This window comes from Mycobacterium sp., assembly GCF_052143115.1.
In the GTDB taxonomy this organism is placed as follows: Bacteria; Actinomycetota; Actinomycetes; order Mycobacteriales; family Mycobacteriaceae; genus Mycobacterium.
On record NZ_JBKQTQ010000115.1, the window covers coordinates 25,186 to 47,623 of the forward strand.

General features: G+C 64.8%; 24 protein-coding genes. 8 read left to right on the forward strand and 16 right to left on the reverse strand.

Annotated elements, in window-relative coordinates; genetic code table 11:
• Positions 1 to 3 precede the first annotated feature (3 nt).
• From ACLQI9_RS12525 to ACLQI9_RS12545, 5 genes are read right to left on the reverse strand one after another with little or no spacing between them, the layout of a single operon-like run.
• Entirely contained in the window at positions 4 to 903 is a 900-nt protein-coding gene (locus ACLQI9_RS12525) for an NAD(P)H-dependent flavin oxidoreductase (RefSeq protein WP_442384134.1), read from the reverse strand.
• A gap of 4 nt (positions 904 to 907) precedes the next feature.
• Entirely contained in the window at positions 908 to 1,249 is a 342-nt protein-coding gene (locus ACLQI9_RS12530; RefSeq protein ID WP_442384135.1) for a cupin domain-containing protein, read from the reverse strand.
• Positions 1,250 to 1,275: 26 nt separating this feature from the next.
• Positions 1,276 to 1,701: a hypothetical protein gene (locus tag ACLQI9_RS12535; RefSeq protein WP_442384137.1), complete on the reverse strand. Its 426-nt coding sequence runs from the start codon at positions 1,699 to 1,701 to the stop codon at positions 1,276 to 1,278.
• A 19-nt stretch (positions 1,702 to 1,720) separates the two neighbouring features.
• Positions 1,721 to 2,506 carry an alpha/beta fold hydrolase gene (locus ACLQI9_RS12540; RefSeq protein ID WP_442384139.1) on the reverse strand — a complete coding sequence of 262 codons (786 nt, stop codon included), beginning with the start codon at positions 2,504 to 2,506 and terminating at the stop codon, positions 1,721 to 1,723.
• Entirely contained in the window at positions 2,503 to 2,637 is a 135-nt protein-coding gene (locus ACLQI9_RS12545; protein ID WP_442384141.1) for a hypothetical protein, read from the reverse strand. Before ACLQI9_RS12545 ends, ACLQI9_RS12540 begins: the two co-directional genes overlap by 4 nt.
• A 35-nt stretch (positions 2,638 to 2,672) precedes the next feature.
• On the opposite strand from ACLQI9_RS12545, the gene ACLQI9_RS12550 reads away from it, so the two are divergent.
• Positions 2,673 to 2,852 carry a hypothetical protein gene (locus ACLQI9_RS12550; protein WP_442384143.1) on the forward strand — a complete coding sequence of 60 codons (180 nt, stop codon included), beginning with the start codon at positions 2,673 to 2,675 and terminating at the stop codon, positions 2,850 to 2,852.
• A 132-nt stretch (positions 2,853 to 2,984) separates the two neighbouring features.
• Here ACLQI9_RS12550 and ACLQI9_RS12555 read toward each other — a convergent pair whose 3' ends face one another.
• Both ACLQI9_RS12555 and ACLQI9_RS12560 read right to left on the reverse strand, forming a co-directional pair.
• The gene (locus ACLQI9_RS12555; RefSeq protein WP_442384145.1) at positions 2,985 to 3,857 is read right to left on the reverse strand and encodes an alpha/beta fold hydrolase; all 873 of its coding nucleotides are present in this window, start codon (positions 3,855 to 3,857) and stop codon (positions 2,985 to 2,987) included.
• A 167-nt stretch (positions 3,858 to 4,024) separates the two neighbouring features.
• Positions 4,025 to 4,633 carry a TetR/AcrR family transcriptional regulator gene (locus ACLQI9_RS12560; RefSeq protein WP_442384147.1) on the reverse strand — a complete coding sequence of 203 codons (609 nt, stop codon included), beginning with the start codon at positions 4,631 to 4,633 and terminating at the stop codon, positions 4,025 to 4,027.
• 90 nt (positions 4,634 to 4,723) lie between these two features.
• On the opposite strand from ACLQI9_RS12560, the gene ACLQI9_RS12565 reads away from it, so the two are divergent.
• The 6 genes from ACLQI9_RS12565 to ACLQI9_RS12590 all read left to right on the forward strand — a co-directional run bounded on the left by ACLQI9_RS12565 (position 4,724) and on the right by ACLQI9_RS12590 (position 11,126).
• The gene (locus ACLQI9_RS12565) at positions 4,724 to 5,911 is read left to right on the forward strand and encodes an alpha/beta hydrolase family protein (RefSeq protein WP_442384149.1); all 1,188 of its coding nucleotides are present in this window, start codon (positions 4,724 to 4,726) and stop codon (positions 5,909 to 5,911) included.
• 40 nt (positions 5,912 to 5,951) lie between these two features.
• Positions 5,952 to 6,497 (forward strand): carboxymuconolactone decarboxylase family protein, encoded by a 546-nt coding sequence (locus ACLQI9_RS12570; RefSeq protein ID WP_442384151.1) that lies wholly within the window; start codon positions 5,952 to 5,954, stop codon positions 6,495 to 6,497.
• Positions 6,498 to 7,478, forward strand: coding sequence for a cyclase family protein (locus ACLQI9_RS12575; RefSeq protein ID WP_442384153.1), 981 nt, complete (start codon positions 6,498 to 6,500; stop codon positions 7,476 to 7,478).
• Positions 7,479 to 7,558: 80 nt separating this feature from the next.
• A complete protein-coding gene (locus ACLQI9_RS12580) occupies positions 7,559 to 8,215 on the forward strand; it encodes a DedA family protein (RefSeq protein WP_442384155.1) in 657 nt (218 codons plus the stop codon).
• A 522-nt stretch (positions 8,216 to 8,737) separates the two neighbouring features.
• Positions 8,738 to 9,181 carry an anti-sigma factor antagonist gene (locus ACLQI9_RS12585; protein ID WP_442384157.1) on the forward strand — a complete coding sequence of 148 codons (444 nt, stop codon included), beginning with the start codon at positions 8,738 to 8,740 and terminating at the stop codon, positions 9,179 to 9,181.
• A gap of 349 nt (positions 9,182 to 9,530) precedes the next feature.
• Positions 9,531 to 11,126 carry a DUF7159 family protein gene (locus ACLQI9_RS12590; RefSeq protein ID WP_442384160.1) on the forward strand — a complete coding sequence of 532 codons (1,596 nt, stop codon included), beginning with the start codon at positions 9,531 to 9,533 and terminating at the stop codon, positions 11,124 to 11,126.
• Between the two features lie 19 nt (positions 11,127 to 11,145).
• On the opposite strand, the gene ACLQI9_RS12595 is transcribed toward ACLQI9_RS12590, so the two are convergent.
• The 9 genes from ACLQI9_RS12595 to ACLQI9_RS12635 form a co-directional block, all read right to left on the reverse strand.
• Positions 11,146 to 11,934: an SDR family NAD(P)-dependent oxidoreductase gene (locus ACLQI9_RS12595; protein WP_442384162.1), complete on the reverse strand. Its 789-nt coding sequence runs from the start codon at positions 11,932 to 11,934 to the stop codon at positions 11,146 to 11,148.
• A 32-nt stretch (positions 11,935 to 11,966) separates the two neighbouring features.
• The gene (locus tag ACLQI9_RS12600; RefSeq protein WP_442384164.1) at positions 11,967 to 13,142 is read right to left on the reverse strand and encodes an acyl-CoA dehydrogenase family protein; all 1,176 of its coding nucleotides are present in this window, start codon (positions 13,140 to 13,142) and stop codon (positions 11,967 to 11,969) included.
• 154 nt (positions 13,143 to 13,296) lie between these two features.
• Positions 13,297 to 13,638, reverse strand: a complete 342-nt coding sequence (locus ACLQI9_RS12605) for a hypothetical protein (protein ID WP_442384166.1) — start codon at positions 13,636 to 13,638, stop codon at positions 13,297 to 13,299.
• Positions 13,639 to 13,812: 174 nt separating this feature from the next.
• A complete protein-coding gene (locus tag ACLQI9_RS12610) occupies positions 13,813 to 14,814 on the reverse strand; it encodes an MAP_0585 family protein (protein ID WP_442384168.1) in 1,002 nt (333 codons plus the stop codon).
• Positions 14,815 to 14,887: 73 nt separating this feature from the next.
• Positions 14,888 to 15,343 carry a lipoprotein LpqH gene (locus ACLQI9_RS12615; RefSeq protein WP_442384170.1) on the reverse strand — a complete coding sequence of 152 codons (456 nt, stop codon included), beginning with the start codon at positions 15,341 to 15,343 and terminating at the stop codon, positions 14,888 to 14,890.
• A gap of 344 nt (positions 15,344 to 15,687) precedes the next feature.
• Positions 15,688 to 16,014 (reverse strand): STAS domain-containing protein, encoded by a 327-nt coding sequence (locus ACLQI9_RS12620; RefSeq protein ID WP_442384172.1) that lies wholly within the window; start codon positions 16,012 to 16,014, stop codon positions 15,688 to 15,690.
• Positions 16,014 to 18,521, reverse strand: coding sequence for a SpoIIE family protein phosphatase (locus tag ACLQI9_RS12625; protein ID WP_442384174.1), 2,508 nt, complete (start codon positions 18,519 to 18,521; stop codon positions 16,014 to 16,016). The genes ACLQI9_RS12620 and ACLQI9_RS12625 overlap by 1 nt, the downstream gene beginning before the upstream one ends.
• A gap of 165 nt (positions 18,522 to 18,686) precedes the next feature.
• Positions 18,687 to 20,342: an NAD-dependent malic enzyme gene (locus ACLQI9_RS12630; RefSeq protein WP_442384176.1), complete on the reverse strand. Its 1,656-nt coding sequence runs from the start codon at positions 20,340 to 20,342 to the stop codon at positions 18,687 to 18,689.
• A gap of 359 nt (positions 20,343 to 20,701) precedes the next feature.
• Positions 20,702 to 21,400: an MspA family porin gene (locus ACLQI9_RS12635; RefSeq protein WP_442391719.1), complete on the reverse strand. Its 699-nt coding sequence runs from the start codon at positions 21,398 to 21,400 to the stop codon at positions 20,702 to 20,704.
• A gap of 585 nt (positions 21,401 to 21,985) precedes the next feature.
• On the opposite strand from ACLQI9_RS12635, the gene ACLQI9_RS12640 reads away from it, so the two are divergent.
• The gene (locus ACLQI9_RS12640) at positions 21,986 to 22,150 is read left to right on the forward strand and encodes a hypothetical protein (protein WP_442384178.1); all 165 of its coding nucleotides are present in this window, start codon (positions 21,986 to 21,988) and stop codon (positions 22,148 to 22,150) included.
• The last annotated feature ends 288 nt before the right edge of the window (positions 22,151 to 22,438 follow it).

Below are 22,438 nucleotides of genomic sequence, written 5' to 3' on the forward strand. Positions count from 1 at the left end.
CCGCTAACCGCATCCGGCAAGCAGCTTCTCCGCCCCCGCGCAGAGCCGCTCGATGACCTGGCCCACCGGTGCGACGCCGGTGACCATCGCAACACCTTGACCCGCGTCCACCGGGGCGGTTCGGCGATCGTCCGCGGCGATCGCCGCGGCGAGTTCGCCCTGGGCATCGGAGTTGTCGGCCAGCGCGTCCTCATGACCGCTCCAGCGCGCGACGAAGTCGTTGCGCAGCACCCGCGACGGGAATCGCTTCGACCACGGCAGTCCACGAACGATGTCGAAGACCCGGGTGCTGGCGGTGTCGGTCTCGCGGGCCGCAACCAATGCGCGGCGGGACGCGTCGCTCGTCAGCGCCTCCGGGCTGGCCGACAGGACAGTGCCTAACCACGCGCCGCTGGCGCCGGCTGCCAGCACCGGCACCGATACGACGTCCAAGACGGCGTCGAGCAGCGGGAGGGTGCCGATCGTCGCATCCCCGTGGCCGCCACCTTCGGAGCCGCGGGCCACCAGCAGATCGATCCCGGCTTCTTGGGCCAGCTGAGCTTCGACACTGTTGTAAACCTTTGTGGCGGCCGCGATCCCAGCGTCGTGAACGCGATGCACCCATGACAAGTCAGTGCCGAAGCTGACGGAGACAAGAACGGGCTGCGCGGCCAGTGCGGCGTCGAACAGCGCCGGCTCTTTGCGAATCACCCAGTCCACCAGGCCAATTCCGAACGTCCCATGCAAGTGCGGCAATTCGGCATGCAGCGACGACGTCGACCCGGCAGTGCCCATGCCCACCATGCCGAGTCCACCGGCTGCGGTCACCGCGGCGGCAAGTCGCCCACCGGCAACACCACCCATGGGAGCGTTGACGATTGGCGCCCGCAAGCCCATCCGCAGGGACCACGGCGTCGACAGCATGTGATTACGCCGAGGGAAGGCTCTTGAAGACGGTCAGCAGGATCACCGAATCGTCGACCGCCTGCAGCGAATGCCGCTGCGGCGGAATGACAACGTAGTCGCCGGTCTTTCCGTCCCACATGTCTTCACCGGCGGTGAGGTGCACATGTCCTTTCAGGACCTGCAGCGACGCCTGTCCGGGGCTGTCGTGTTCGGAGAGCTCGTGTCCGGCCAGCAACGCCATCAGGGTCTGCCGCAGTTCGTGGGCGTGCCCGCCATGCAATGTGTGTGCGGCCCGCCCGCTGTGTGCCTGCCTTGCTTCGGCCAGCTTTTCGTCGGCCAGGCTGGTTAGCGAAATCGATTCCATCGATGCGTCCTTCGGTCGAGGTTGCCTCAACTGGATAGTAGAAGAATCCCGCCCACTGCCAATGCGAGTGCCTTGATCGCCTCGAGACCGATGTAGATGTAATGGCTTCGGGAGCGCGGCGCATCCAGGCCGGCGAGCACCTGTTCCGTGCGGCGATTCAATTGGGGCCGCACCGCCCCGATCTGCACCGCCAACGCGGCGAACGCGACCGCCAACGCCGCCGCCGTAGCCGCTGACGGCGGGCTTGCGAGGGTGGTCACCAGGATGACGATGGCCAGAACCACCTCGACGACGTTGAGCGCGCGAAAGACCAAACGGCCGATGCCGAGGCCGATCTGCAGTGTGACGTCGGGAGCGCGGAACTTCAGCGGTGCTTCGAGAAACGAGATGGCCAGCACCATGCCCAGCCAGACGAAGACAACCGCGACAGCAACCGCTGGCGCGACGCTCATGTCGACGCGGCCTCTTCGCTCATCTGGCTCCCAATCTCCGCAGCTTTGCCAATACGTCGGCGATTCGGTCGGGCTGCTCAGCCGGCGCGAGGTGGGCGGCGTGTGCCACCTCGACGAACCGCCCGCGGGTCACGTTGCTGGCGATGTACCGCAGCGAATCAGGCGGCGTCGCAATGTCGTTGGCACCCGCGACAGCGACGATCGGGGTGTCGATTTCGCCGAGCCGATGACGGGCGTCGAACTCGGCGAGCGCCTCACAGGTGCGCGCATAGCCGTCGTCGTCAACCTGGCGCAGCGTATCGAGCAAGGCCCGGGCCGATGCGGGATCTCGCTCGAAGAAGCCGGGGGCGAACCACCGCCGAATCGACAGTGCCACGACTTCGCCAGTGCCCGCGCTGCGAACGACTTTGGCCCGCGACTGCCAGTCGTCCGGGTCACCGATTCGGGCCGCCGTGCAGATCAGCGCGGCCGACACGATGCGTTCAGGATGCCCCAGCAGCAGCTGAAGTCCGACAGCGCCGGCAACCGAGACGCCGGCATAGGTGAACGGCCGTATGCCGATCTTGTCTTCCACGACTTTGATGACGCTGGCGGCGAGGTCGTCGATGGTGAAGGCGTCCCTCGGCCTCGGGCTGACGCCGTGGCCGGGAAGATCCCAGCCGATGACGTGATAGATGTCGGTCAGCCGACGTGCCACACCAGACCACAAGCCGGCAATGGAGGTGCCCAACGACGGGCCGACGACCAACGGCGGCAGTTCCGGCGACCCGCCCAGATGCGAGACGCGAATCCGCGGGGCACTCACGGGTGTTCCCTGGCGGTCCGCTTGGCACGATCCAGGCTCTCGTCGATCAGCACGTCGACCGCACCGAAATAGTTGTCGGACGTGGCTTTCCCGGCCGATGCGGCGTCCGCCTGCCGCGCCTTCTTCCGCATGACAGAAAACCTACCCGCGATACGGTTGAGAAAGGATGACTTACCGAGGGATGGCTCAGCGGCGCAACTGCCGGGCGGCCCCGGCATTGTTCGGCGTCGCAGCGATACTGGCCGCCTGCACCACCTCGGTACCTGGTCGGCCGGTCGAAGCGGGTAACCATTCCTCTGGTTCGGCGCCGAAGCGCCGTGAGCAGATCATGTCCCGCGCCGCCTGACCGCACCGGTTCGACGAGCCGAACGCATCACCAAGGGCCCCGGTGATCAGGTCGGTCGCTACGTCGTTCTGTCACAACGGCATCAGCTGATATCGAGCGCGACCTGCAGAACGGCGCGGTGCCTCTCGGACGTCACCGGCGCATTCGCACGGCTGCGGCGACGGCCTGTGGCGCTTCGGACGGAGGGAAGTGACCCACACCCGCAAGCTCAGTCACCGTGGCTTGAGGCAGGACCTTGACGGCCTGCTGAAGGACGTGGCGGCCCGATACCGGGTCGTCCAGGCCCCACGCGAGATGCAATGGGCCATCCCAACTGGCTAGCGCCGCCTCCCACCGACGATGATGAATCGCCCGCTCGGCGTTGTACTTGATGAGCAAATGCCACAGCTTGTGCCCGTTTTGCCGCGTCATACCTAGCCAAAGGTCGTCGAACTCAGTGTCGGTGAGCCTCGATCCGCGAACCGCGTCGAGCGCGGAGCGGACCCTCGCGGCGCTGACACGGCTGGCCAGCAGCTTGCCGACGACCGGCATAATCAGCAACTTCTGCTGGCGTGTTGGGCGATATGCGCTGTACACAATGCCGCAGTTCAACATGAAGATGCTGTCGATCGCAAAGCTGAGCTGGCCCTTGTTGGCTCGGTCGACGAGTTCTTGGCCGACGATTCCGCCGTAGTCGTGGATCAGCAACCGTGTCGACTTCACGCCGAGATGCGCGGCGAGATCCTCGACGATGTCGGCTGATTCGGCCACCGAGTACTCGTAGGGGTTTGGCTTGTCCGACGCGCCGTAGCCCAGGAAATCGAGCGTGATCACATCATGGTCCCGAGCAAGATCGCTAGCCACTTCGGCGTAGTCGTAAGACCAGGTCGGAAATCCATGCAGCAGCATCACTGTGGGCCCGGCCCCGCGTCGTCGGAATGCGATGCGATGCCCCCGCCGGCTGACCAGCGTGTCGTTTTCGGCGATCCATTCCGCGGCCCGGGGCACACCGCCGTGTTCGATCATCGTGGCACCCCTCGCAGGACGCGCCGGCTGGTCTCGCATCCGAACGCCGATCGACGGGGCACGCCCGTGCGCGGATCTGCTGACAGCTCATTGACTTCCAATGGACTCACCTTCCGGTGTTGATGCCGACTTAGTCGGATTTGCTTGGTCTTTGGACACATCACAGATCAGCTCGACAACGATCCGGCACGCGCCGCCGTCAGGGTGATGCGCACAGAGTGTGCGATGAGGTCCTCGTCGATGGGGTCACCTGTGGTGACCATGCGATAGAAGAGCGGTGCCCGGAAGGTGGTCAATAATGCGTTGGCGTCGCAGTTTGCCGGCAGCTCACCCCGATCGATCGCTCGGGCGACGACAGGGATTGCCCGCTCGGCCTGGTGGTCGAAGTAGCGTCGGGTTGTTTCGCGGAGCTGAGCGGATCGGAGGCCAGCCGTGAGGACCAACGCGACAATCTGGCGCCCGACGCCCCCATTCAGTACCTTGGCCAGTTGCCTGCCGAGCGCCAGCAGGTCCGTTTCGATGCTGCCGGTGTTGTGGTCCGGGAAGGCGTCGTGTGACCACTCCATGAGCGCATCTACCAGAAGGTCGTCGAGCGTTGGCCATCGTCGGTAGATGGTGGTCTTATTAACGCCCGCGCGGGAGGCCACCGCCTCCATGCTCAGCGCTGCGTACCCGTTGTCGATCAGCTCGCCGAAGGCGGCCGTCAGTATCGCCTCACGAACCCGCGCGCTGCGACCGCCGGTCCGCACACCCTGAACAACCTGCCGATTTGACACTAATCGCCTCCGGGAGTTGCTTTAACGACCTGTCTGTATCATCGTAGCTTATAGCAACGCTGGGTTGCTATAACTGGAAGGAGGGTGGACGTGCGATTCATCTTCGACACCGACGAATCGTTCTCGTTTGAGACGTTGCGCGCGGTCGGATACACGGCATACGGCGGAGCCGATACCGGCGAGGTCATCACCACCGCAGAACGCATCACGCCCGGCGACACGGAGTCGTGGTATCGGGAATGGCGTGCCCTGGCCGACCGGATAGCCGGCATCGCCGATGTGTGCGCTGCCAACGGGCACGCGGTCAGTGCCAGTAGCGCCTACCTGCGAGCGTCCAACTACTACCGGACTGCTGAGTTCTTCCTTCGCGATGACCCATGGAACGATCCGCGCGTGGCGGACACCTCCGCACGCGCGATCGAGACGTTCAGGGCCGCACCCGAAATCCAGAGTCGGTGGGCCCGGGTGCGCATTCCTTACGAGGGAATCGAACTGGAGGGCTACTACCTCAACGTCAGCGGGGACGAACCCGGGCCCACTTTGCTCGCGCACGGGGGTTTTGACTCGACGGTCGAAGAAATGTTCTTCGCCGTGGGCGAGGCCGCGCGGCGCCACGGGTGGAACTGCCTGATCTTCGAAGGCCCCGGGCAGGGCACGGCGTTGAGGCACCACAAATTGCTATTCCGCCACGACTGGGAGGCCGTGGTCACCCCAGTGGTGGACGTCGCCCTCAACCTTCGCGGGGTCGACCCCGAACGCATCGCACTGCTGGGCATGAGCATGGGTGGCTACTTGGCGCCTCGCGCGGCGGCCCTCGAACACCGGATCGCCGCGTGTATCGCCTATGACGGCGTATTCAGCATGTCGCTCGCCTTGCCTGTACGGCAGGCAAACGAGCTGGGCTCGACGCAAGAGCTTGCAGCGCTGGATGATTTGATCGCCCACCGGGCCGAGGCGCCTACTTCGCAGCGGTGGGCAATATCGAACGCCTTGTGGACGTTGGGAATCGCCACCGGTCAAGAGCTGTTCGACGAGTTCAGCAAGTATGACCTCACCCACGTCGCGGATCAGATCGCCTGTCCCACATTGGTTTGCGAGGCAGAAGACGACCAGTTCTTCCGGGGGCAGCCCGCCATGCTTTACGGGGCACTGCACTGCCCGAAGACCTTTGCGGCGTTTACTGCTGCCGAGGGCGCCGGCGAGCATTGCCACCAGGGAGCGCTGACACTGTTCCATCAGCGCATATTCGACTGGCTCGACGACACCCTCAGGTCCTAACCAGCAGACACCACAAGCTGAGCGCATAAGGAGACGTGCGATGACAGTTTTCCCATACCCAGAGCTCGACGCCGAGAAAGAGGCCCAATACGAGCTCTTCCCCATCAACTTGACCCGAATGACGCTGCACACCCAGGGGCTGACCGTGCCGTATTGGAGATACGCGTTGGGCTTTCGTAACGCCAAGATCACGCCGAAGGTCCGCGAGCAGGTGATCGTGCGGGTCGGCGCGGTCGCCGATTGCGAATACCAACTGGTTCAACACAAGTCGGAAGCCCTGCGGACCGGGACCAGCCAGGAGCTGCTGGCGGACCTGATCAATCCGCAGCAGCAGGAGTTCGACGATGCAGCGCTGACAACGCTGGTCACGTATGTCGACTCACTCGTCACGAATGTCGGGGCCGACCAAGAGGCCCTCGACGCGCTGCGAAAGCACTTCCCCGACAACGAAGTCGCCGAGATCACCTTACTGGCCGGCACCTACATGCTATGCGCGGCGTTTCTCAAATCGCTGCGGGTGCCGCTGGATGACGGACCCATCGACTGGGCCGCCGCCGACGCCTACATCAAGAAGGAGCGACTGTAGATGACCGACGACCTTGCGGTGTTGGAGGACTACATCCAGCGGTGCTCCAACTGGGGCCGTTGGGGCCCAGACGACCAGTTGGGCATCGTCAACCTCATCACCCCCGACAAAATCCGCGAAGCCGCAGCACTGGTGAAGGTCGGCAAGACCATCTCGCTGACCATGCCCTACGACGAGCACGGCCCGCAGACCGGCTACCTCGGCAGGGCCAATCCCCATCTGTACCAACTTACGTCGGGACCGGGATACCTCGTCGGCGAACAACAACGCGTGGAAACCAACACCCTGGCCCAGTGGCGCGAATCCACCGGGCAACCCACCGCCGGCTGCTACGACGACGTCCTGGTCATGCCGACCCAATCCGGCACCCAATGGGACGCACTATGCCACTTCTTCTGGCGCGGCCAGATGTACAACGGGCACTGGGCCGGTGACGCCGGAACAGCGGGCAGCCGCAGCAACGGCGTCCAGAACTACACCGGCAAGATCATCACTCGGGGGGTGTTCGTCGACCTGGCCGAATACCGCGGCGTGGACACCCTCGAGCCCGGATACGCCATCACCACGGACGATCTCGACGAATACCTTGCGGCGAAAAACCTCGAAATCCGGCCCGGCGACGCACTGATCATCCGCACCGGCTTCATGGCAGCACGGCGCGGGAACTGGGGAGACTACGCCGGTGGCCCATCACCAGGACTATCCCTGCACACCGCTGCATGGATCCGTGACAAAGACATCGCCGCCATCGCCACCGACACCTGGGGAATCGAGGTGCTGCCCAACGAGATCGACGTCTGGCAGCCGCTGCACGTGGTCAGCCTCGCCCACACCGGCCTAGCTTTCGGCGAAATGTTCGACCTCGATGCGCTGTCCGCCGACAGCAAGGCCGACGGGATCTATGAGTTCATGTTCTCGGCATCACCCCTACCCCTGACCGGTGCATCCGGCAGTCCGGTTTCCGCGGTTGCAATCAAGTGACGGGGCAAACAGTTGGACCGAGCAGCCCGACCGAGACGTTGACGGCAGCACCACGCGAACAGGTCGGGCATTCTTAACCCATGACGGTGGATGCCCTGTTGCAGTCGATCCCCCCACTCGCTGTGTACGTCGTGGTCGGCATGGTTGTCGGGGTGGAGAGCCTGGGCATCCCGCTGCCGGGTGAGATCGTCCTCGTCAGCGCCGCACTGCTGTCGTCGCGGCATGAGCTGGCGGTCAACCCGATCGGCGTCGGTACTGCCGCGGTGATCGGGGCGGTGATCGGCGACTCGACCGGCTACGCCATCGGCCGCCGGCTCGGCCTGCCGCTGTTCGATCGGCTGGGGCGGCGCTTTCCGAACCACTTCGGCCCCGGACACGTCGCGTTTGCCGAGCGACTGTTCGACCGCTGGGGCGCGCGGGCGGTGTTCTTCGGCCGTTTCATCGCGTTGCTGCGGATATTCGCCGGGCCGCTGGCCGGGGCGTTAAAGATGCGCTACGCAAGGTTTTTGGTCGCCAACGTGTCGGGCGCGGTGTGTTGGGCGGGCGGCACCACCGCTCTGGTTTATTACGCGGGCGTGGCCGCCGAACGCTGGTTGACCCGCTTCTCCTGGATTGCGTTGGTTGTCGCTGTGGTGTGCGGGGTGATCGCCGCAGTCCTGCTGCGCGAGCGGGTATCCCGCACGATCGCCGAGCTCGCGGCCGAACACGCCAGTGAATCCGGCCACGGCACCGCTTGAATACTGTCGGCACCGGCGAACAACGCGCGTCTTTTTGGTGCTCGCCCAGGGAGCCGAGGCGGGGCTCAGTACATATTCCGCCCCGTTTTTCGAAACCGGCGAAAACCGGCTGTTAAGGTCTTCGCGGCGGCGTTTCAATGGCTTTGCCAAAAAGGCCATGTGAGCGTCTCGGCGAGCTGGCATCTCCGCGTTGTCGGCCGCGCGGGGACACGCGCCATGATTAACCGAAATACACCGATATTATGAGTCTTTAGCAACTGACATACTCGATCGTGTCGATGCCAACCGCGGTTGTGGGCGGGGTGGATGAACCATCCCGATGGGCGAGTCCATAGTTTGCTGATCAGCCCGCGTCGCAGCCACCGGTCGACGCTAGCCTCAGTGAATTCTCAGGCAGCTTTTCATGGACATGCGTAACAGCTTCTGTTATAAAAATGAGATCTACTAATCGAAGTCGGTCTTAAGCCACGTAGGGCGGGCATCCATATCGCGACGCGCAGCGGCGCCGATTAGGAGGACCACATGGGCACTTTTGTCACCGCAGAGCCATCCTGCAATCACCTGATGCTGAGCAGCCGCCTCATCTCCGAGCTAGCGCAGGCGCGAAGCACGCTGCGGATGACCACCGAGCGGAGCGGACTGGCAGTGATCGTCACTGCCGGGGGCGAATTGGACGCCTCCAATGAAGCGACCTGGCGACGCCTGCTCAGCGAGGCCGCGGCTGCAGCAGGCCCGCCGGGACCGCTTGTGATCGACACCAGCGGGCTGGACTTTATGGGGTGCTGCGCCTACGCCGCCTTGGCCGAGGAGGCGGGGCGCTGCCGGCAGCGTGGCGTCGAGGTACGACTCGTGGGCAATCAGCCGCTTGTCGCCCGGATCGTCGCCGCTTGCGGCCTGGGCGAGCTGCTGCCGATTGATGACAGCGTGGACGCTGCGCTATCGGTGTACGACCCGGGCGACTGGTAAGCGAGCTGTATCGCCACCCCTTAGATGCGTTGGGCTACAAGGCCTTTCCCAGGTCCAGTCAGCTGATTCAGCGCGTCCGGTCGTGCCGCGGGTCCGATCCCCCAGTGCAGCCAACACGGCGTCTACCGAAGCAGGCATGCGGTAAGTCTGTACGAACAGTAGGTAGTTGCCAAGGGTTCGTCATGACTAACGGTTGCACGGTCGACGGATTTGCCGGGTGCCGATCTGAAACCACCTGTAACGCCACACGCTGCCGTGGCGAAGTAGTCCGAAACAGTTCGACGGTAGCCAGGGTGCATCCCAAAATCCGCCCTCACCTCGGCTAGCCGGCGAACGGCTTGGAGGAGTATTGGACATCGTCCTCGGGGTATCCATGGCTCCAGCAACCATCCGCATGGTGCTGGTCGAAGGGGAAAACGCTGACGGCCTCACCGTCGATGAGGATTACTTCGATGTTGGCGATGCCAACGATCCGAGAACGCTGAGCGCACCGGACCAGGTGATCGCCGCCATCTTCGGTACCCGCGAAGGCGCCAGCCAAGGCGGCCACCAACTGACGTCGGCCGGTGTGACTTGGACCGATCCACGCGATGCCGCCGCGCTTGCGACAGCGCTGGCCGCTCGCAAGATCGAGAACGTGATGCTGGTGTCGGCATTTTTGGCTGCTGCTGCGCTGGCCCAAACCGTAGGCAACGCAATCGGTTACGAATACACGGCGATGCTGTTCGTCGAACCCGACACCGCCACGTTGGCTGTCATCGACTCCGCTGACGGTTCGATCACCGATGTGCGCCGCCGTCCACTGAATGGCGCCAACCCAGTGCCCGAACTGGCCGCGATGATTGCCGGACTCGACGCGCCGGAAAGCTACGCGGAGGGTCTGTTCATCGTCGGCTGCGACGTGGATATCGCGCCGATCAAGCCGGCCCTGGAGGTGGCGTCATACCTTCCGGTCAGCGCCCCTGAGGAGCCGGACATGGCGCTGGCCCGCGGGGCAGCGCTGGCATCGGCCAACGCGCCGCTGTTCGCATCCTCCACAGCCGCTTTGGCCTACGCGCAAGATCCCGGTACCGGTGAAGTGGACCCGTTCGCCGTCTCGCCCGGTTACCTCGAGGTGCCCGTTCATCGCCCCGGTGCCGAGCTCCGCGAGGAGGATCTCGCCTACAGCGCTGCGCCCGACCAGGACGCCGATGCCCAAACCGGCATCGTGATCACCGCCGAGGCCGCAGCGGAGGACGATTTCGACACAAGCCAGCGGCCTAGACCGCTGATGTTGGTCGGCAGCGCATTGGCGGTCGTCGTCGTCAGCGCTGCTTTGGCGCTGGAAATTGCGCTGGCACTGGGTATCCGACCGGCGGTCGCGTTACGGCCCGTTCCCGGCCAAGCTCTCGTCGCGCCCGCAGAGGCGGCGCCGTCACCACCGGCAGCGGCGGAACTCCTTCCGGTGCCGCACCCGTTGGCCGTTCGCGCGGCGCCGCCGCTGCACCTGCCGGCTGCCGCGCCGATCGCACCCCCCGTCCCGGTGCACGTGCCGGTTCCCGCCGCACCCGTGCCGGTGCCCGTCCCGTTGCCGATGCACGCGGGGATTCCGGCGCCGCCTGTCCACGCACCGTTTGGTCAGCCTCGGATCAATCTGGCGGTTCCCAGGGCGCCGCTGATGCGTGAGCCCGTCCCGCAGTGGCGTACGCCAATGCCTCGGTTAGGTGGGCAGTTTGCCCAGCCGCCAATGAATTTCCCGGGCCCCCAGGGTCCCCGCTCCCCCATGATGCCCGGCCCCGAAGGTCCCCGCTTCCCCGGCGGGCCGGGTCCGATGGGTCCCCGCTTCCCCGGCGGGCCGGGTCCGATGATGCCTCGGATGCCTGGTCCGATGTTTCCCCGGATGCCCGGGCCCATGATGCCCGGGCTCCCGCATTTCAACTTCCCGGGTCCGTCATTCCGGTTCTGAGAGAGTCGAATTCGACTGTTTATTGGGGAAGGCCGAAGAGCTGAACCACCCCGTGATCGCGGCCGGCGGTGTAGCCACCGTCGACGGCAATGGCCTGACCGGTGAGGAAGGACGCGTCGGGAGAAAGTAGAAAGGCCGCCATGGCCGCGATCTCCTCGGGCCTGCCCATCCGTTGCAGCGCATGCTCATCGACCATCGTGGCCATCGGACCCTCCATCCCGGGCAAGCCGAATACGCTGTTGGTCATCGGTGTTTCGATGAAACCGGGACAAATGGCGTTTGCCCGGATACCGCTCGGGCCGTAATCGAGCGCGATGTTCTTGGTGAGTAGCACGACGCCACCCTTGGAGGCGTTATAGGCGCTGCCGCCCGCTGTGCCTTCCAGTCCCTCGATGCTTGCCAGCGTCACAATCGAGCCCCGCTCGCCGTCGACCCGCGGTTGGTCGATCATTTTGGCCAGGGCCGCCTTGGCGACCAGAAATGTGCCGGTGAGGTTGATCGCGATCACCCGCTCCCATTCGGCGCGGTCTAGCAGGTGGACCGGGCCGCCGCCGGCAACGCCTGCGGCATGGACGACACCGTCGAGCCGGTCGGGCACGGCGGCCAACACAGCGGCGATCGCGGCCTCGTCGGTCACGTCCGCCGTCACGAACCGGAAGTCAGGGCCGAGGTCCGGTGGGGCGGCCAGGTCGGCGCCCACGACGCTGCCGCCTTCGGCCAGTAGGCGCTGGGCGGTGGCCAGCCCGATACCAGACGCCGCACCCGTTACGACGAACGTGCGGGAACGGGCGCGATTAGCGCTCACCATGGCTGGTCCTCTCGAGTTCTGTTGCCGCGCAGTCAGAGTCCGAACTGGTCCTCGATGATGCCGAGCCAGATCTGTGCGACGTCCATTGCGATCTTCTCGCTGATGAACGCATGCTGGGTGCCGGTGTAGATGTCACGGAACGCGCGCTCGAGTCGGCTGCCCTCGCGAATCGCGGTGGTCCCAGCCGCCAAATGGGCCCACTCGGCGCAGGCCCGTGCCGTGTCGGTGGCATAGACCGCCGCCACCCGCATGTCGGCCCGCATCCCGGGGGTCAGGTCGTTGCCCGCGTCAACCGCTGCCTCGGCTGCAGAAAAGGCGTCGATCACCAGCAGGCGGGCTGCCCGCCACGCAGCGACGTGGTGGGCGAGTCCCTTTTGGAAAGTGGGGCGGCTGGCCAAGGTCGCCATGTCGCTCATCCGTACTTTGGTGGCCGCGAGTTCCTCGACATCGTCGAGCATGCTCTTGGCCACTCCCAACGCAAACGACGCGTGGCCGGCGGCGGTGATCGGCATCAGACCCATCCGGCTGGCCGCCGAGGTTCCGCGGACAGGCGCACGGGTGAACAGCGGCATGGTTCGGTACTCCGGTACGAACACGTCGGCGATGTTGTAGTCGTAGGAGCCGGTGCCTTTGAGTCCCTGGACATGCCATCCGTCGGTGAAGGTGACCTCCTCGCGAGGAAGAAATGCGACCCGCATTTCGGGAATGCCCTCGCTGACCCAACGCATCTCACCGTTGTCCATCGGGAAAAAGCCGGCGCCAATGTACGCGGAGTGCCCGGTGCCGGAGCCGAAATTCCACGCACCACTCAACCGGTAGCCGCCGTCGACGACTGCCCCCTGCCCGTTGGGGAAGTACTGACCGCCGATGGTGATGTGGTTGTCGTTGCGAGTAAAGATCTCGGCGAAACCCTCATCGGGCAGATAAGTCGCCGCGGCGAAGGTCGAGGGCAGGTTCGCAATGCCGATCCAGCCGAAAGACCCGTCTTGCCAAGCCATTTCGATCCACGTCTCGATCATCTCGTGGAACGACGGTTCGACGCCGCCCGCCGCTTTCGGATTGAATGCAGACATCAGGCCGCTGACCCACATCTCCTCGACGATCGGCCCCGAGAGCGTCCGCAAACGCTCCGATTCCGCAGCCTCTGCACGGACCAGATCACGCATCCCGCGAGCTCGATCCACCACCCGATCACGCACTTCGGTCATGAGCGCCGCTCTCTCCCCCAAGCGGGTGGGGTCCCCGCGGGGCTGGGGAGAACCCCCACCTCATCGCTCAGTGTCAATTCGTCGTCGGCGCACGTCACGACGTCATCCTTTCGGCCCGCTGCTCTGCTTCATCGAAGACCACGACCGGCTTGCGTCACTGATCAGCTGGCGGAATAACTGGCGGATTGCTTGGCGGCCATGTCTTTACCTGTTTCTTTGCCTCGGCCTTTGCCTTCGCCTTTGCTTTTTTCCTTGCCTCAAAGGTGTCATCGTCATCGTCTTCGTCGCCGGGGTTGTCGTCCGTTTCGAAGATGACCTCGTACCACCGCTTGTTGGGCTGTACCCGCGATTCGATGTCACCAGTTGGAGTTGCGCGCCTGAGCTGGACGTTCTCTAGCCTCGGATCACGTCGGCAGATGAAAGCTTCGAGCGCCTCCGCCAACGGGACACCAGTGAGATTGATGTCTGCGAGCGCCCTGCCCTGGAAGATAGCCACGCCGCACATCTTGCACCGGAATCGCGCTGCATGCACTCTTTTCCGGCCCCCGACCGCGTCGCAATCGGCTCGTGGCCCTCGGTGATGTGCGGCGTTATCGCTGCCGGCGTCAACACGTCGCTGCCTCCGGACTCGTAGCAGAGCAGTCCGGAGGCAGCGAGTGTCGAATTTGAGTCAGTACAGCGGAATCCAGATTCCGAAGAACCAGAAGCCCCATCCCCCGAAAACCGGGTTGAACATCGGGATGGCGTTGTAGCCGTTGTAACCGAACGGCCCGAAATCGGCCTGCGCGATTCCTATATCGCGCGGCGGCCCATTCCATCGGCTGTTCCAACCACCGGGAGGCGGAGGTCCGTTCCAGCCACCCGGGGGCGGCGGCCCGACCCAGTTAGGCGGCGGCCCTCCGGGAGGAGGCCCGCCATTCCAGCCGAATCCGCGTTGTGGCGGCGGAGGCGGCGCACCGTGGTCGGGTGCACTGAAGCCGTGAGGCGCATTGTTGGGGCCGCCCATCTGGGGACCACCCTGGCCGTAGAAACCCCCGGGCCTGTATGGCGGCGGCGGTGGTCCACCGGGTCCAGGTCCGCCGGGGCCACCAGGTCCAGGTCCGCCCGGGCCGCCAGGTCCACCCGGCCCCGCGTGTCCACCAGGTCCACCAGGTCCAGGTCCGCCCGGGCCACCAGGTCCACCCGGCCCCTCATGTCCACCGGGTCCCGCCGGTGTCGGACCGCCAGGTCCTCCAGGCCCACCCGGCCCCGCGTGTCCACCAGGTCCACCGGGTCCCGCCGGTGCCGGACCGCCAGGTCCAGGCCCACCCGGCCCCTCATGTCCACCGGGTCCCGCCGGTGCCGGACCGCCAGGTCCTCCAGGTCCGGGCCCACCCGGCCCCGCATGTCCACCGGATCCACCGGATCCACCGGGTCCAGGTCCGCCCGGGCCACCAGGTCCACCGGGCCCAGGCCCGCCCGGTCCCGGACCACCAGGCCCCGGACCACCAGGGCCACCCGGGCCCCCAGGCCCCGGCGCGTCAGCGATAGGCCCGTGCCCGGGTCCCACAAGACTCGGTCCGCAGTTCACGCAAGGCTTCAGCGGCGCAGCATCGGCAGGCTCGACGCCTAGCGTCAATGCAGACATAACGCCCGCGGCAATTGCCGCACCTGCCACGCGCTTTGCATACATACGTGTTCGCCCCTTCCGAGCGTGAACCTCGACAAAATCTGGCTACTCCGCCGATGCGCCTCAGAACGCTGCATCAGGGGCACGTGACATCCATCTCGAATGGCTTGGACAGCTGCTGCTGCGGGTTGGTCGTGTTTATCCCCGTCGCAGTGCCCTTGATCGTGTAGGAGTTGCCGCTTTTTGTGGCCTGGACGGTGCCCTGATTCGGTGCGCCGGCCGAGTAGCCCAGCGTCACGCCGGTGAGGTTACCCAGGCCGACCGCTTGCACGACTGGCGGATCAGCAGTGGTAACCACCGCGCCGATCCCGTTTGCCGGATCACCGATGCCGATGTTGAAGTTGCCCCCAGCCTGGGTGCAGGTGACCGGACCGCTGACGCTCTGAGTCTGACCGTCGATAACGACCTTCTCAGGTCCGGCCGCCGGTGCACTTGTATTGGATGTACTGGACTTGTTGCTCGAACAGCCAGCCAGACCCGCGACCACAGTGGCCGCGGCCGCTACGCCGACCAATATCCCGCACTTTGCCACTGGTCTCCTTCGTCTCGTCGCTCTCAAAACACTGGCGGATTGTTGATAGGTGCGCGGTCGAAGACAATCCGTTGCCGTCCTATCGTGAACGCACCATCGAGGCCACCCCTTTTGCGACCCTACGCTCCGGGTCGCTGCTGAGGCAGTACGCCCAAATCTTGCGTCATGACCGCTCCGATCACAGTGATGCGCTGACGCATCAGTGCTACCGACCAGCCGAGTACCTAAACGCGAGCTTCCATCCCCACGTCGATTACAACCGGCAATTGGCCAGCCGGGGCACCCGTCGCCACCGCGGCACACGGCTCGGAAAACGATGAAATCGCTTGCGCTCCAAGCGCTTATCAGTGCTCTACTTGCGGCGACGCCGGTTCGATAGCGGTCAGTTCGGTGAGGCCGGTGATCTCGAAGATGCGCATCATCATGGGGCGGACGATCAGCTGGATGTGCTCAGCATGGGTAAACAGGGCGTTGATGGCGGCGCTGTCCAGGTACTCCACAGCACTGAGGTCGACGGTCAGCATCCCGCCGCTGCCAGCTGTCTCGGCGATGGCCGTGGTGAGGGCTTGAGTGAAAGTGTCGATGTTGCTCAGGTCGATTTCCCCCGCTGCGACCAGCACGAGTTTCCCGTCGTCACGGCGGGCGGTGTCGAGGGTAAGCGATGTGCGCATCAGGTGATCCTCGCGGACAAGTGAACTAACGTTCCTGTGGCGCCGGGGTTGATGGCGACACTATGCATCAGCGCTCGCATGAGCTTAATCCCCCGGCCGCGGTGGGTGTTGGTGTCCGGTCGTGGAGGTTTCCACGAACCGGTATCAACGACGGTCAACTGCACCTGGTCGAACAGTGCGGTCGCGCGCAGGCTAATGATGCCCTCCGGACTATGGCGGTGACCGTGCTCGATAGCGTTGGCGATGGCTTCTCCGACTGCGATGACCATATCCTGAGTTTGCACCGGGTCCACCCGGGCCCGGGTCAACCAGCTGCGCAAGGCGGCGCGGGTGGGGGCGAGTTGGCTAACGTGGGCGGGAAACTCCAGCTGCAGTGGGGCCGGATGGCGGTAGAGAAGCAGCGCAACGTCATCCTGATAGCCGTCGCTTGGCGCGAGACGGGACATGACCTGGTCCGCCAAATCATCCAAGGTGAACCCGCGGCCGTCCTGAAGGAGGACGGAGGCGCGAGCGATGCCGTGGTCCAGTCCACTGCGGCGACGCTCGACCAGACCGTCGGTATAGAGCAGCAGGGTCGCGCGCGCCGGCAAAGTCACGTGGGCCTCGGGGCGCGGCCGTTCGGCTCGTATTCCCAGGGGAATGGTCTGGCCTTCGTCGAGCAACTGCGTTGTCCCATCGGCAAGAACCAGGATTGGCGGCGGGTGCCCGGCACTGGAGTACACCAGTTCACCGGTGTCGGGATTGAGCACCGCGCAGACGACGGTGGTGCATTGGGCGCCAGGTAGCCGCGCGGCAAAGCGGTCCAGCCCCGCGAGAGCGACACGCGGGCTGGGGTGGTCGAGCAGGAGCGCGCGGCAGGCGCTGCGCACCTGTCCCATCACGGCGGCCGCCGCCAGGCCATGCCCGACACAGTCGCCGACAATCAACGCGATGCGCCCGTCCTCCAAGTCGACGATGTCGTACCAGTCACCGCCGACCTGTAGGGGCCGGCTGGCGGCCTGATAGCGGACCGCGAACCCGGGCGGTAGATGAGCGGGGCCGAGGATTGCGTGTTGCAGCGCCAACGCGGTTTCGCGCTGCTGATCAACCTGGTGCACCCGGTGCAGGCCCTGGCCGAGGCGCCCCGCCAGCACGGTGAGCAAAGTCTGGTCCTCCAGGGTGAACGGCCGTTTTTCGGCCAGATCGATCCAGACGACGAGCACGCCCTCGGGATGCTGCAGCGCGATGCCCGCCGTCCCGGCCTTTGTTGTGTTGGGGGTGAGAAGGTCGCCGTCGCGCAGAGAGCTGAGCATCTGTCGTGTTTGGGATGACAGGTCGCCCCACTGCGCGGGTTCGCCCACCGCCACCACTTGCGGTGCGCCGTAGGCGGATTCCGTCGAGGAATCGCGGGTCGGGAAGGTGATGGCCAGAACGCTGCGGGCACGCCATAACCGACGCAGTTGCTCTGCTGCGGCGTGCACCGCGTCATCGACGGTATCGGCTTGGGTGAGCTCCTGATTGAGCGCATGTTCGCGACCTGCGGCCAGCGCCAACGCGATAGCAGCGTGTCGGGCAAAGTCACTGACCAGCTCGAGGTAAGCGTTGTCGAATGGCGGCTGCAGCGGGCGACGGGCGACGGCAATCACCCCAAGCACCCTGTCGTCCGCAGTCAGCGGCATGACGATCGCCGAGCGTTCACCGACATCGGTGAAACCCTCGATCGGATATTGGAAGGAATCAGTGATCAGCGGTAGACCGCGACGAGCCACACCGCCGGTGGTCGAGCCGTCCATCGGAACCTGCTGACCAATCACCTCCAAGGCGTACCGGCCCGCCGTAGCCGCCACGACCAGGGTGTCGACTTCATCGGCTGGCAGCTCGGGCTCCCTCGGAACCAGCAATATCGCCTGCTCAGCGTCGGCTAACTCCAACGCCCGGTTCACGATCAGCTGCAGCGGCCCGGTCTGTGGATCGCCGGACAGCAGCGCCGTCGTGATCTCACGACTGGCCTTCATCCATTTCGTCGATTCACGTTCTCGTTCGAAGAGTCGCGCATTATCGATGGCGGCGGCCGCCGCCGTGGCCAATGCCCGTACGGCGCTCTCCTGGGAGTCGGAAAACACTCGGTGGGGCCGGTCGTCGGCCAGGTAAAGGCTCCCAAAGTCAGCGGCCCGCACTGTGATTGGTATTCCGAGGAATGCCCGCATCGGCGGGTCGTGCGCGTGCAGCCCGGCGGCCAGTGGATAAGCACTCAGGTCGTCGACCCGGAGACCCTCACCTACCGGCAGATCGCCGAGCCGCCGCGCTGTGTCGTCGTCGATTCCCGTGTAGACGAAAGAGACCAGGGTGCCGTCGGATCCGCGTATACCTAGAGCTCCGTAGCGGGCGGTGGTCAGCTCCATCGCCGCATTGACGATTCGATGCAGCGTCACATCCAGGTCAAGATCGGAGCCGACGTCGACGATGACCCGCAACAGGTTTTGCATCTGGTCGCGTACAACCACCAGTGCGTCTTGCTGTTCATGCATTCCGCTCACCAACTCGCGCCGGCCTTGCTGAACACGGATTCAACCCGGTCGCTCCCCCATAGATACCAACCTGATGGCTCAAATAAACGACCTCTGCCGATCAATGTCATCGCAACGGGGGTGGGGTTGCGGTGGAGCGTGCCGAGGAGTGGCAGTCGGTCGCGATCAGGCCGGTGCTTGAGGATAGACCGGGAGCCAACGCACCTGCGTGATCCGTTCGGTGAGTTCCTCGCCGCTGCGCTTCGGGGCGACGCCGTCGACAACGGCCTGGACGGCCACGGCGTGCGCAATTCGGACAGCGACATCGGGCACGTCCACCCACGCGGGCAGCAACGACTGGTCAGGATTGGCGAGGGCGGGCGACGCCTCGCCCAGGGTCGCCGCCGCAACCCGCATCATCTCGTCGGTGACTCGGGTCGCTTGGGCTGCGGTCACGGCAAGCCCCATCGCGGGGAAGATATAAACGTTATTGCATTGGGCCACAGCCCGTTCCACACCATTGCGGTGCAGCGGCGCGAACGGTGATCCGGTGGCAATCAGAGCACGCCCGTCGGTCCAGTGGTCCAGTTCCGCCGGGTGCGCCTCGGCCCGGCTGGTCGGGTTGGACAGCGGGAAGATGATCGGCCGCTCGGTCTTGCCGGCCATCTCGCGCACGATGCTCTCGGTGAAGGCACCGGCAGCGGTGGACAGCCCCAGCAGCACACCGACGTCGACGTGGTGTACGACGTCGGCAAGCTGGGCCGGTTCCGACAGCCCCCAACCAGAGACACGGTCGGCGGGCTGAGCGAAATCACGCTGCCCGGCTGACAGATCCGTGCGGTCGTCGGTGAGCAGCCCGTCCACGTCGACGACCCAGATCCGTTCCCGGGCAGCATCTTCGGACAGTCTCTGGTTCACCATCTCGCGGCGGATCATGTCCAGCACGCCGATGCCGGCCGAGCCCGCACCGAGCATGACGATCTGCTGCTGCGACAGCGGGCGGCCTGCCACTTTCGCGGCACCGTGCAACGCACCGAGGGTGACGGCCGCGGTGCCCTGAATGTCGTCGTTGAAGGTGAGCAGCTGGTCGCGGTAGCGGGCAAGGATCGGCCCAGCATGCACAGTGGCGAAGTCCTCCCACTGCAGCAGCACATTGGGCAGTTGTTCACGCACTGCGGTGACGAACTGGTCGATGAACGCGTAGTAGTCGTCGTCGTCGATGCGTCGGTGGCGCCAACCGAGGTAAAGCGGGTCGTCGACAAGTTCCGCGTTGTCGGTGCCCACATCGAGCACGATCGGAAGGGTGCGAGCGGGATCGATGCCGCCGATCAGGGTGTATAGCGATAGCTTGCCGATCGGAATGCCCATCCCGCCGATGCCCTGATCCCCCAAACCGAGGATTCGCTGACCGTCGGTCACCACAATCACATCGACATCGCGTTGGGGGCGGTTGCGCAGCACCTCGTCGAGACAGTCGCGCTCGGGATAGGAAACGAACAATCCCCTTGGTCGCCGATAGATCTCGCCGAAACGCTGGCAGGCCTCACCGACTGTGGGCGTATACACGATCGGCAGGGTCTCGGGGATGTGGTCGTGCAGCACGCGGTAGAACAGGGTTTCGTTGCGGTCCTGCAACGCGCGGAGATAGATGTGCTTGTCGAGATCGTCGTGGCGAGTGGAGAATTCATGCCAGCAATGCGCGGCTTGATCTTCCAGGGTCTTCACTGCCGTTGGCAGCAGTCCAAGCAGACCGTACTTGCGGCGCTCGGCCTCGGTGAAAGCCGTGCCCTTGGTCGTCAAGGCGTCGAACAGGGCGGCCTGCCCACGCTTTTCGTTAGGCATCGTCGGCATCCCTTCTGTTGGAATCTCGCTGCGAGTTCCCTTGGGTGCAGTCTCTTTGACGTCGGCGTGGCTGCGACCGCGGCTTCGTCGACACGTCTGCTGTCGAAGAGCATAGGAGGATCCGGTGAACCCTTGGTAGCCGCGCTATTCCCCACGAATCCAACCCGAACTCCACAGCGAGGACCCATGAAGTTCAGACGACGCATTTCCGAAGAGTTGGCAGACTTGATCTGCGGCAACCCCGGCGCGGTCGATCGCGGCCCTAATCAAGAGCCTTAGGGTCCAGCTACCCGTCCTCGGGCAGTGCGCGGTGCCGCCGATTATCGACATTCTGCTCCGTCTGTCGGCAGAGACCGCGATCAGACGGCTTTGGTGACGCCGACGTAGGACAGCACCACGTCGGATTGATCGGTCTGTCGGGTTAGCACCGCATAGGAGCGGATGAACGACTGGCCCACGCATCCGTCGATCTTGACGTGGAAGTTGCTGATCATGACCCAGGGGTGCGGTCCCTTGAACTCTTTCTTGTCCACCGGCACCACGATCACGAGGCCGGGCTTGAGCCCCACGGTGAGCACGCCGTTGACCGGTGTGGAAATTATTGGCAGAACAGTCGTTGGCAAAGCGCCAAACGGTCCCGACGTGCCGATCGACGGGGTGAGGCCGGCGCTACCGCCCACCGTGACGCCGTTGGACGTGCTCATGTCGATTCCGCAGCCGATCTGGTAGCCCACCTCGAGGATGCCTCGAGGCGCTTCCGGTCCGGCCAGCAAACCGATGAATGTTCCGCTCGCGAGGTATTCGCGAGACGAGACCGCGGTGGTCAGTGGCGACACGGGGACTTGCATTTCGTTCGTCGCGCCGAGGATCAGGCTCCAGCCATCAGGAGTGTTGACGGTGGCCGGATCCCCCGAGGGCACCCGTCCGACTTCTGCTGGCACCGCACCCGGAGGGGGGTCAGTCTCGGGCTGAGCACCTGCCGGAGGCACCGCGGTCACGGACATGACCAGGCAAACGGCGAGAACCGCAACGCGACGAACTACCACGGCTAGCGGCATCACGCCCGACACCGTAAGCCCTGTAGCATTGGAGTTGCGGCTTTCGCTGGTCGAGCAAATCAAAATTGTTGTGCGTTCGTAACGGGTATGCGATAAGCGCGCGGAAGGCTGGAGGGACCGATGGCTCCCGTCGGCGGGCCAGCATTCCTGCACTCGGTTGTTTGGCAGACCGCTACAATTGTCGCTGGCGGCTAGCCCTGGGGATTGCCAGTGATTCGGGGCGGACGGAGAGGGCGGCGATGAAACTTCACAGGCTTGGTCGGGGACTGCTGGCCGGTGGGATGAGCGTGATGGCTCTCGCGGGCGGCACCGGCGTCGCGCGCGCGGACCCAAATCCTGCTCCGCCATCCCCGATACTCGATCAATTACTGACGCTGACTCCAGTACTGTCGGTGAATCCGAGCGACGAAGGCGGTCCATCAAGCGACTGGGGTGGTGTCGGAATGTTTTGTGAAAATCAATGGGTCCGATGCCGGTAAATGAGGACCGCAAGCTAAAGATCGTGAAATCCCTTTATCACCGAGTCCGTCATCTCGTTGGAGAACGCACTGGTCAAGACTGGAGTTGAAAGGGTGGGACCGGTCGATGACCACCCCGGTTGCCCGACGGGCCAGCCGAGCCGCGTGTCGCGAACCCACCAACGACAGCTCGCCACCGGCGTCCGTGATCGCCACAGTCACCGGAAGCCACGTCATCGACGTGAGTTCGGCGACGGCGACGGCACCCGCCTCGTCGATCCCAAACGATTGATCAGATGTGCTAGGCGGGCCTTGCCGTGGGGCGCGCCGGGGATAAGGCAGGCGGCAAGACAGAAACGCCGACCGACGAGACGACGCTCGCAACCTGTGCTGCCACGCGCGTGCGACCGGGCGGACGCCGCTTACGACTGCTGACGACGATCGGCGCGACGACGCACCCTGCGCACGCTTCGGCGCAGACCCCGGACTGCGTAGCCGCCCGCCACGACCGACGCCACAATCGTGATAATGAACACGGGCAGCCAGCTGTCCCGGTCGTGGTCGACAGACCACCAGACAA

Coding starts and splice junctions, on each gene's coding strand:
- ACLQI9_RS12525 (WP_442384134.1), bottom strand. CDS start 903: ATGCTGTCGACGCCGTGGTCCCTGCGGATGGGCTTGCGGGCGCCAATC.
- ACLQI9_RS12530 (WP_442384135.1), bottom strand. CDS start 1,249: ATGGAATCGATTTCGCTAACCAGCCTGGCCGACGAAAAGCTGGCCGAA.
- ACLQI9_RS12535 (WP_442384137.1), bottom strand. CDS start 1,701: ATGAGCGTCGCGCCAGCGGTTGCTGTCGCGGTTGTCTTCGTCTGGCTG.
- ACLQI9_RS12545 (WP_442384141.1), bottom strand. CDS start 2,637: ATGCGGAAGAAGGCGCGGCAGGCGGACGCCGCATCGGCCGGGAAAGCC.
- ACLQI9_RS12550 (WP_442384143.1), top strand. CDS start 2,673: ATGACTTACCGAGGGATGGCTCAGCGGCGCAACTGCCGGGCGGCCCCG.
- ACLQI9_RS12555 (WP_442384145.1), bottom strand. CDS start 3,857: ATGATCGAACACGGCGGTGTGCCCCGGGCCGCGGAATGGATCGCCGAA.
- ACLQI9_RS12570 (WP_442384151.1), top strand. CDS start 5,952: ATGACAGTTTTCCCATACCCAGAGCTCGACGCCGAGAAAGAGGCCCAA.
- ACLQI9_RS12575 (WP_442384153.1), top strand. CDS start 6,498: ATGACCGACGACCTTGCGGTGTTGGAGGACTACATCCAGCGGTGCTCC.
- ACLQI9_RS12580 (WP_442384155.1), top strand. CDS start 7,559: ATGACGGTGGATGCCCTGTTGCAGTCGATCCCCCCACTCGCTGTGTAC.
- ACLQI9_RS12585 (WP_442384157.1), top strand. CDS start 8,738: ATGGGCACTTTTGTCACCGCAGAGCCATCCTGCAATCACCTGATGCTG.
- ACLQI9_RS12595 (WP_442384162.1), bottom strand. CDS start 11,934: ATGGTGAGCGCTAATCGCGCCCGTTCCCGCACGTTCGTCGTAACGGGT.
- ACLQI9_RS12600 (WP_442384164.1), bottom strand. CDS start 13,142: ATGACCGAAGTGCGTGATCGGGTGGTGGATCGAGCTCGCGGGATGCGT.
- ACLQI9_RS12610 (WP_442384168.1), bottom strand. CDS start 14,814: ATGTATGCAAAGCGCGTGGCAGGTGCGGCAATTGCCGCGGGCGTTATG.
- ACLQI9_RS12620 (WP_442384172.1), bottom strand. CDS start 16,014: ATGCGCACATCGCTTACCCTCGACACCGCCCGCCGTGACGACGGGAAA.
- ACLQI9_RS12625 (WP_442384174.1), bottom strand. CDS start 18,521: ATGCATGAACAGCAAGACGCACTGGTGGTTGTACGCGACCAGATGCAA.
- ACLQI9_RS12630 (WP_442384176.1), bottom strand. CDS start 20,342: ATGCCTAACGAAAAGCGTGGGCAGGCCGCCCTGTTCGACGCCTTGACG.
- ACLQI9_RS12635 (WP_442391719.1), bottom strand. CDS start 21,400: ATGCCGCTAGCCGTGGTAGTTCGTCGCGTTGCGGTTCTCGCCGTTTGC.
- ACLQI9_RS12640 (WP_442384178.1), top strand. CDS start 21,986: ATGACCACCCCGGTTGCCCGACGGGCCAGCCGAGCCGCGTGTCGCGAA.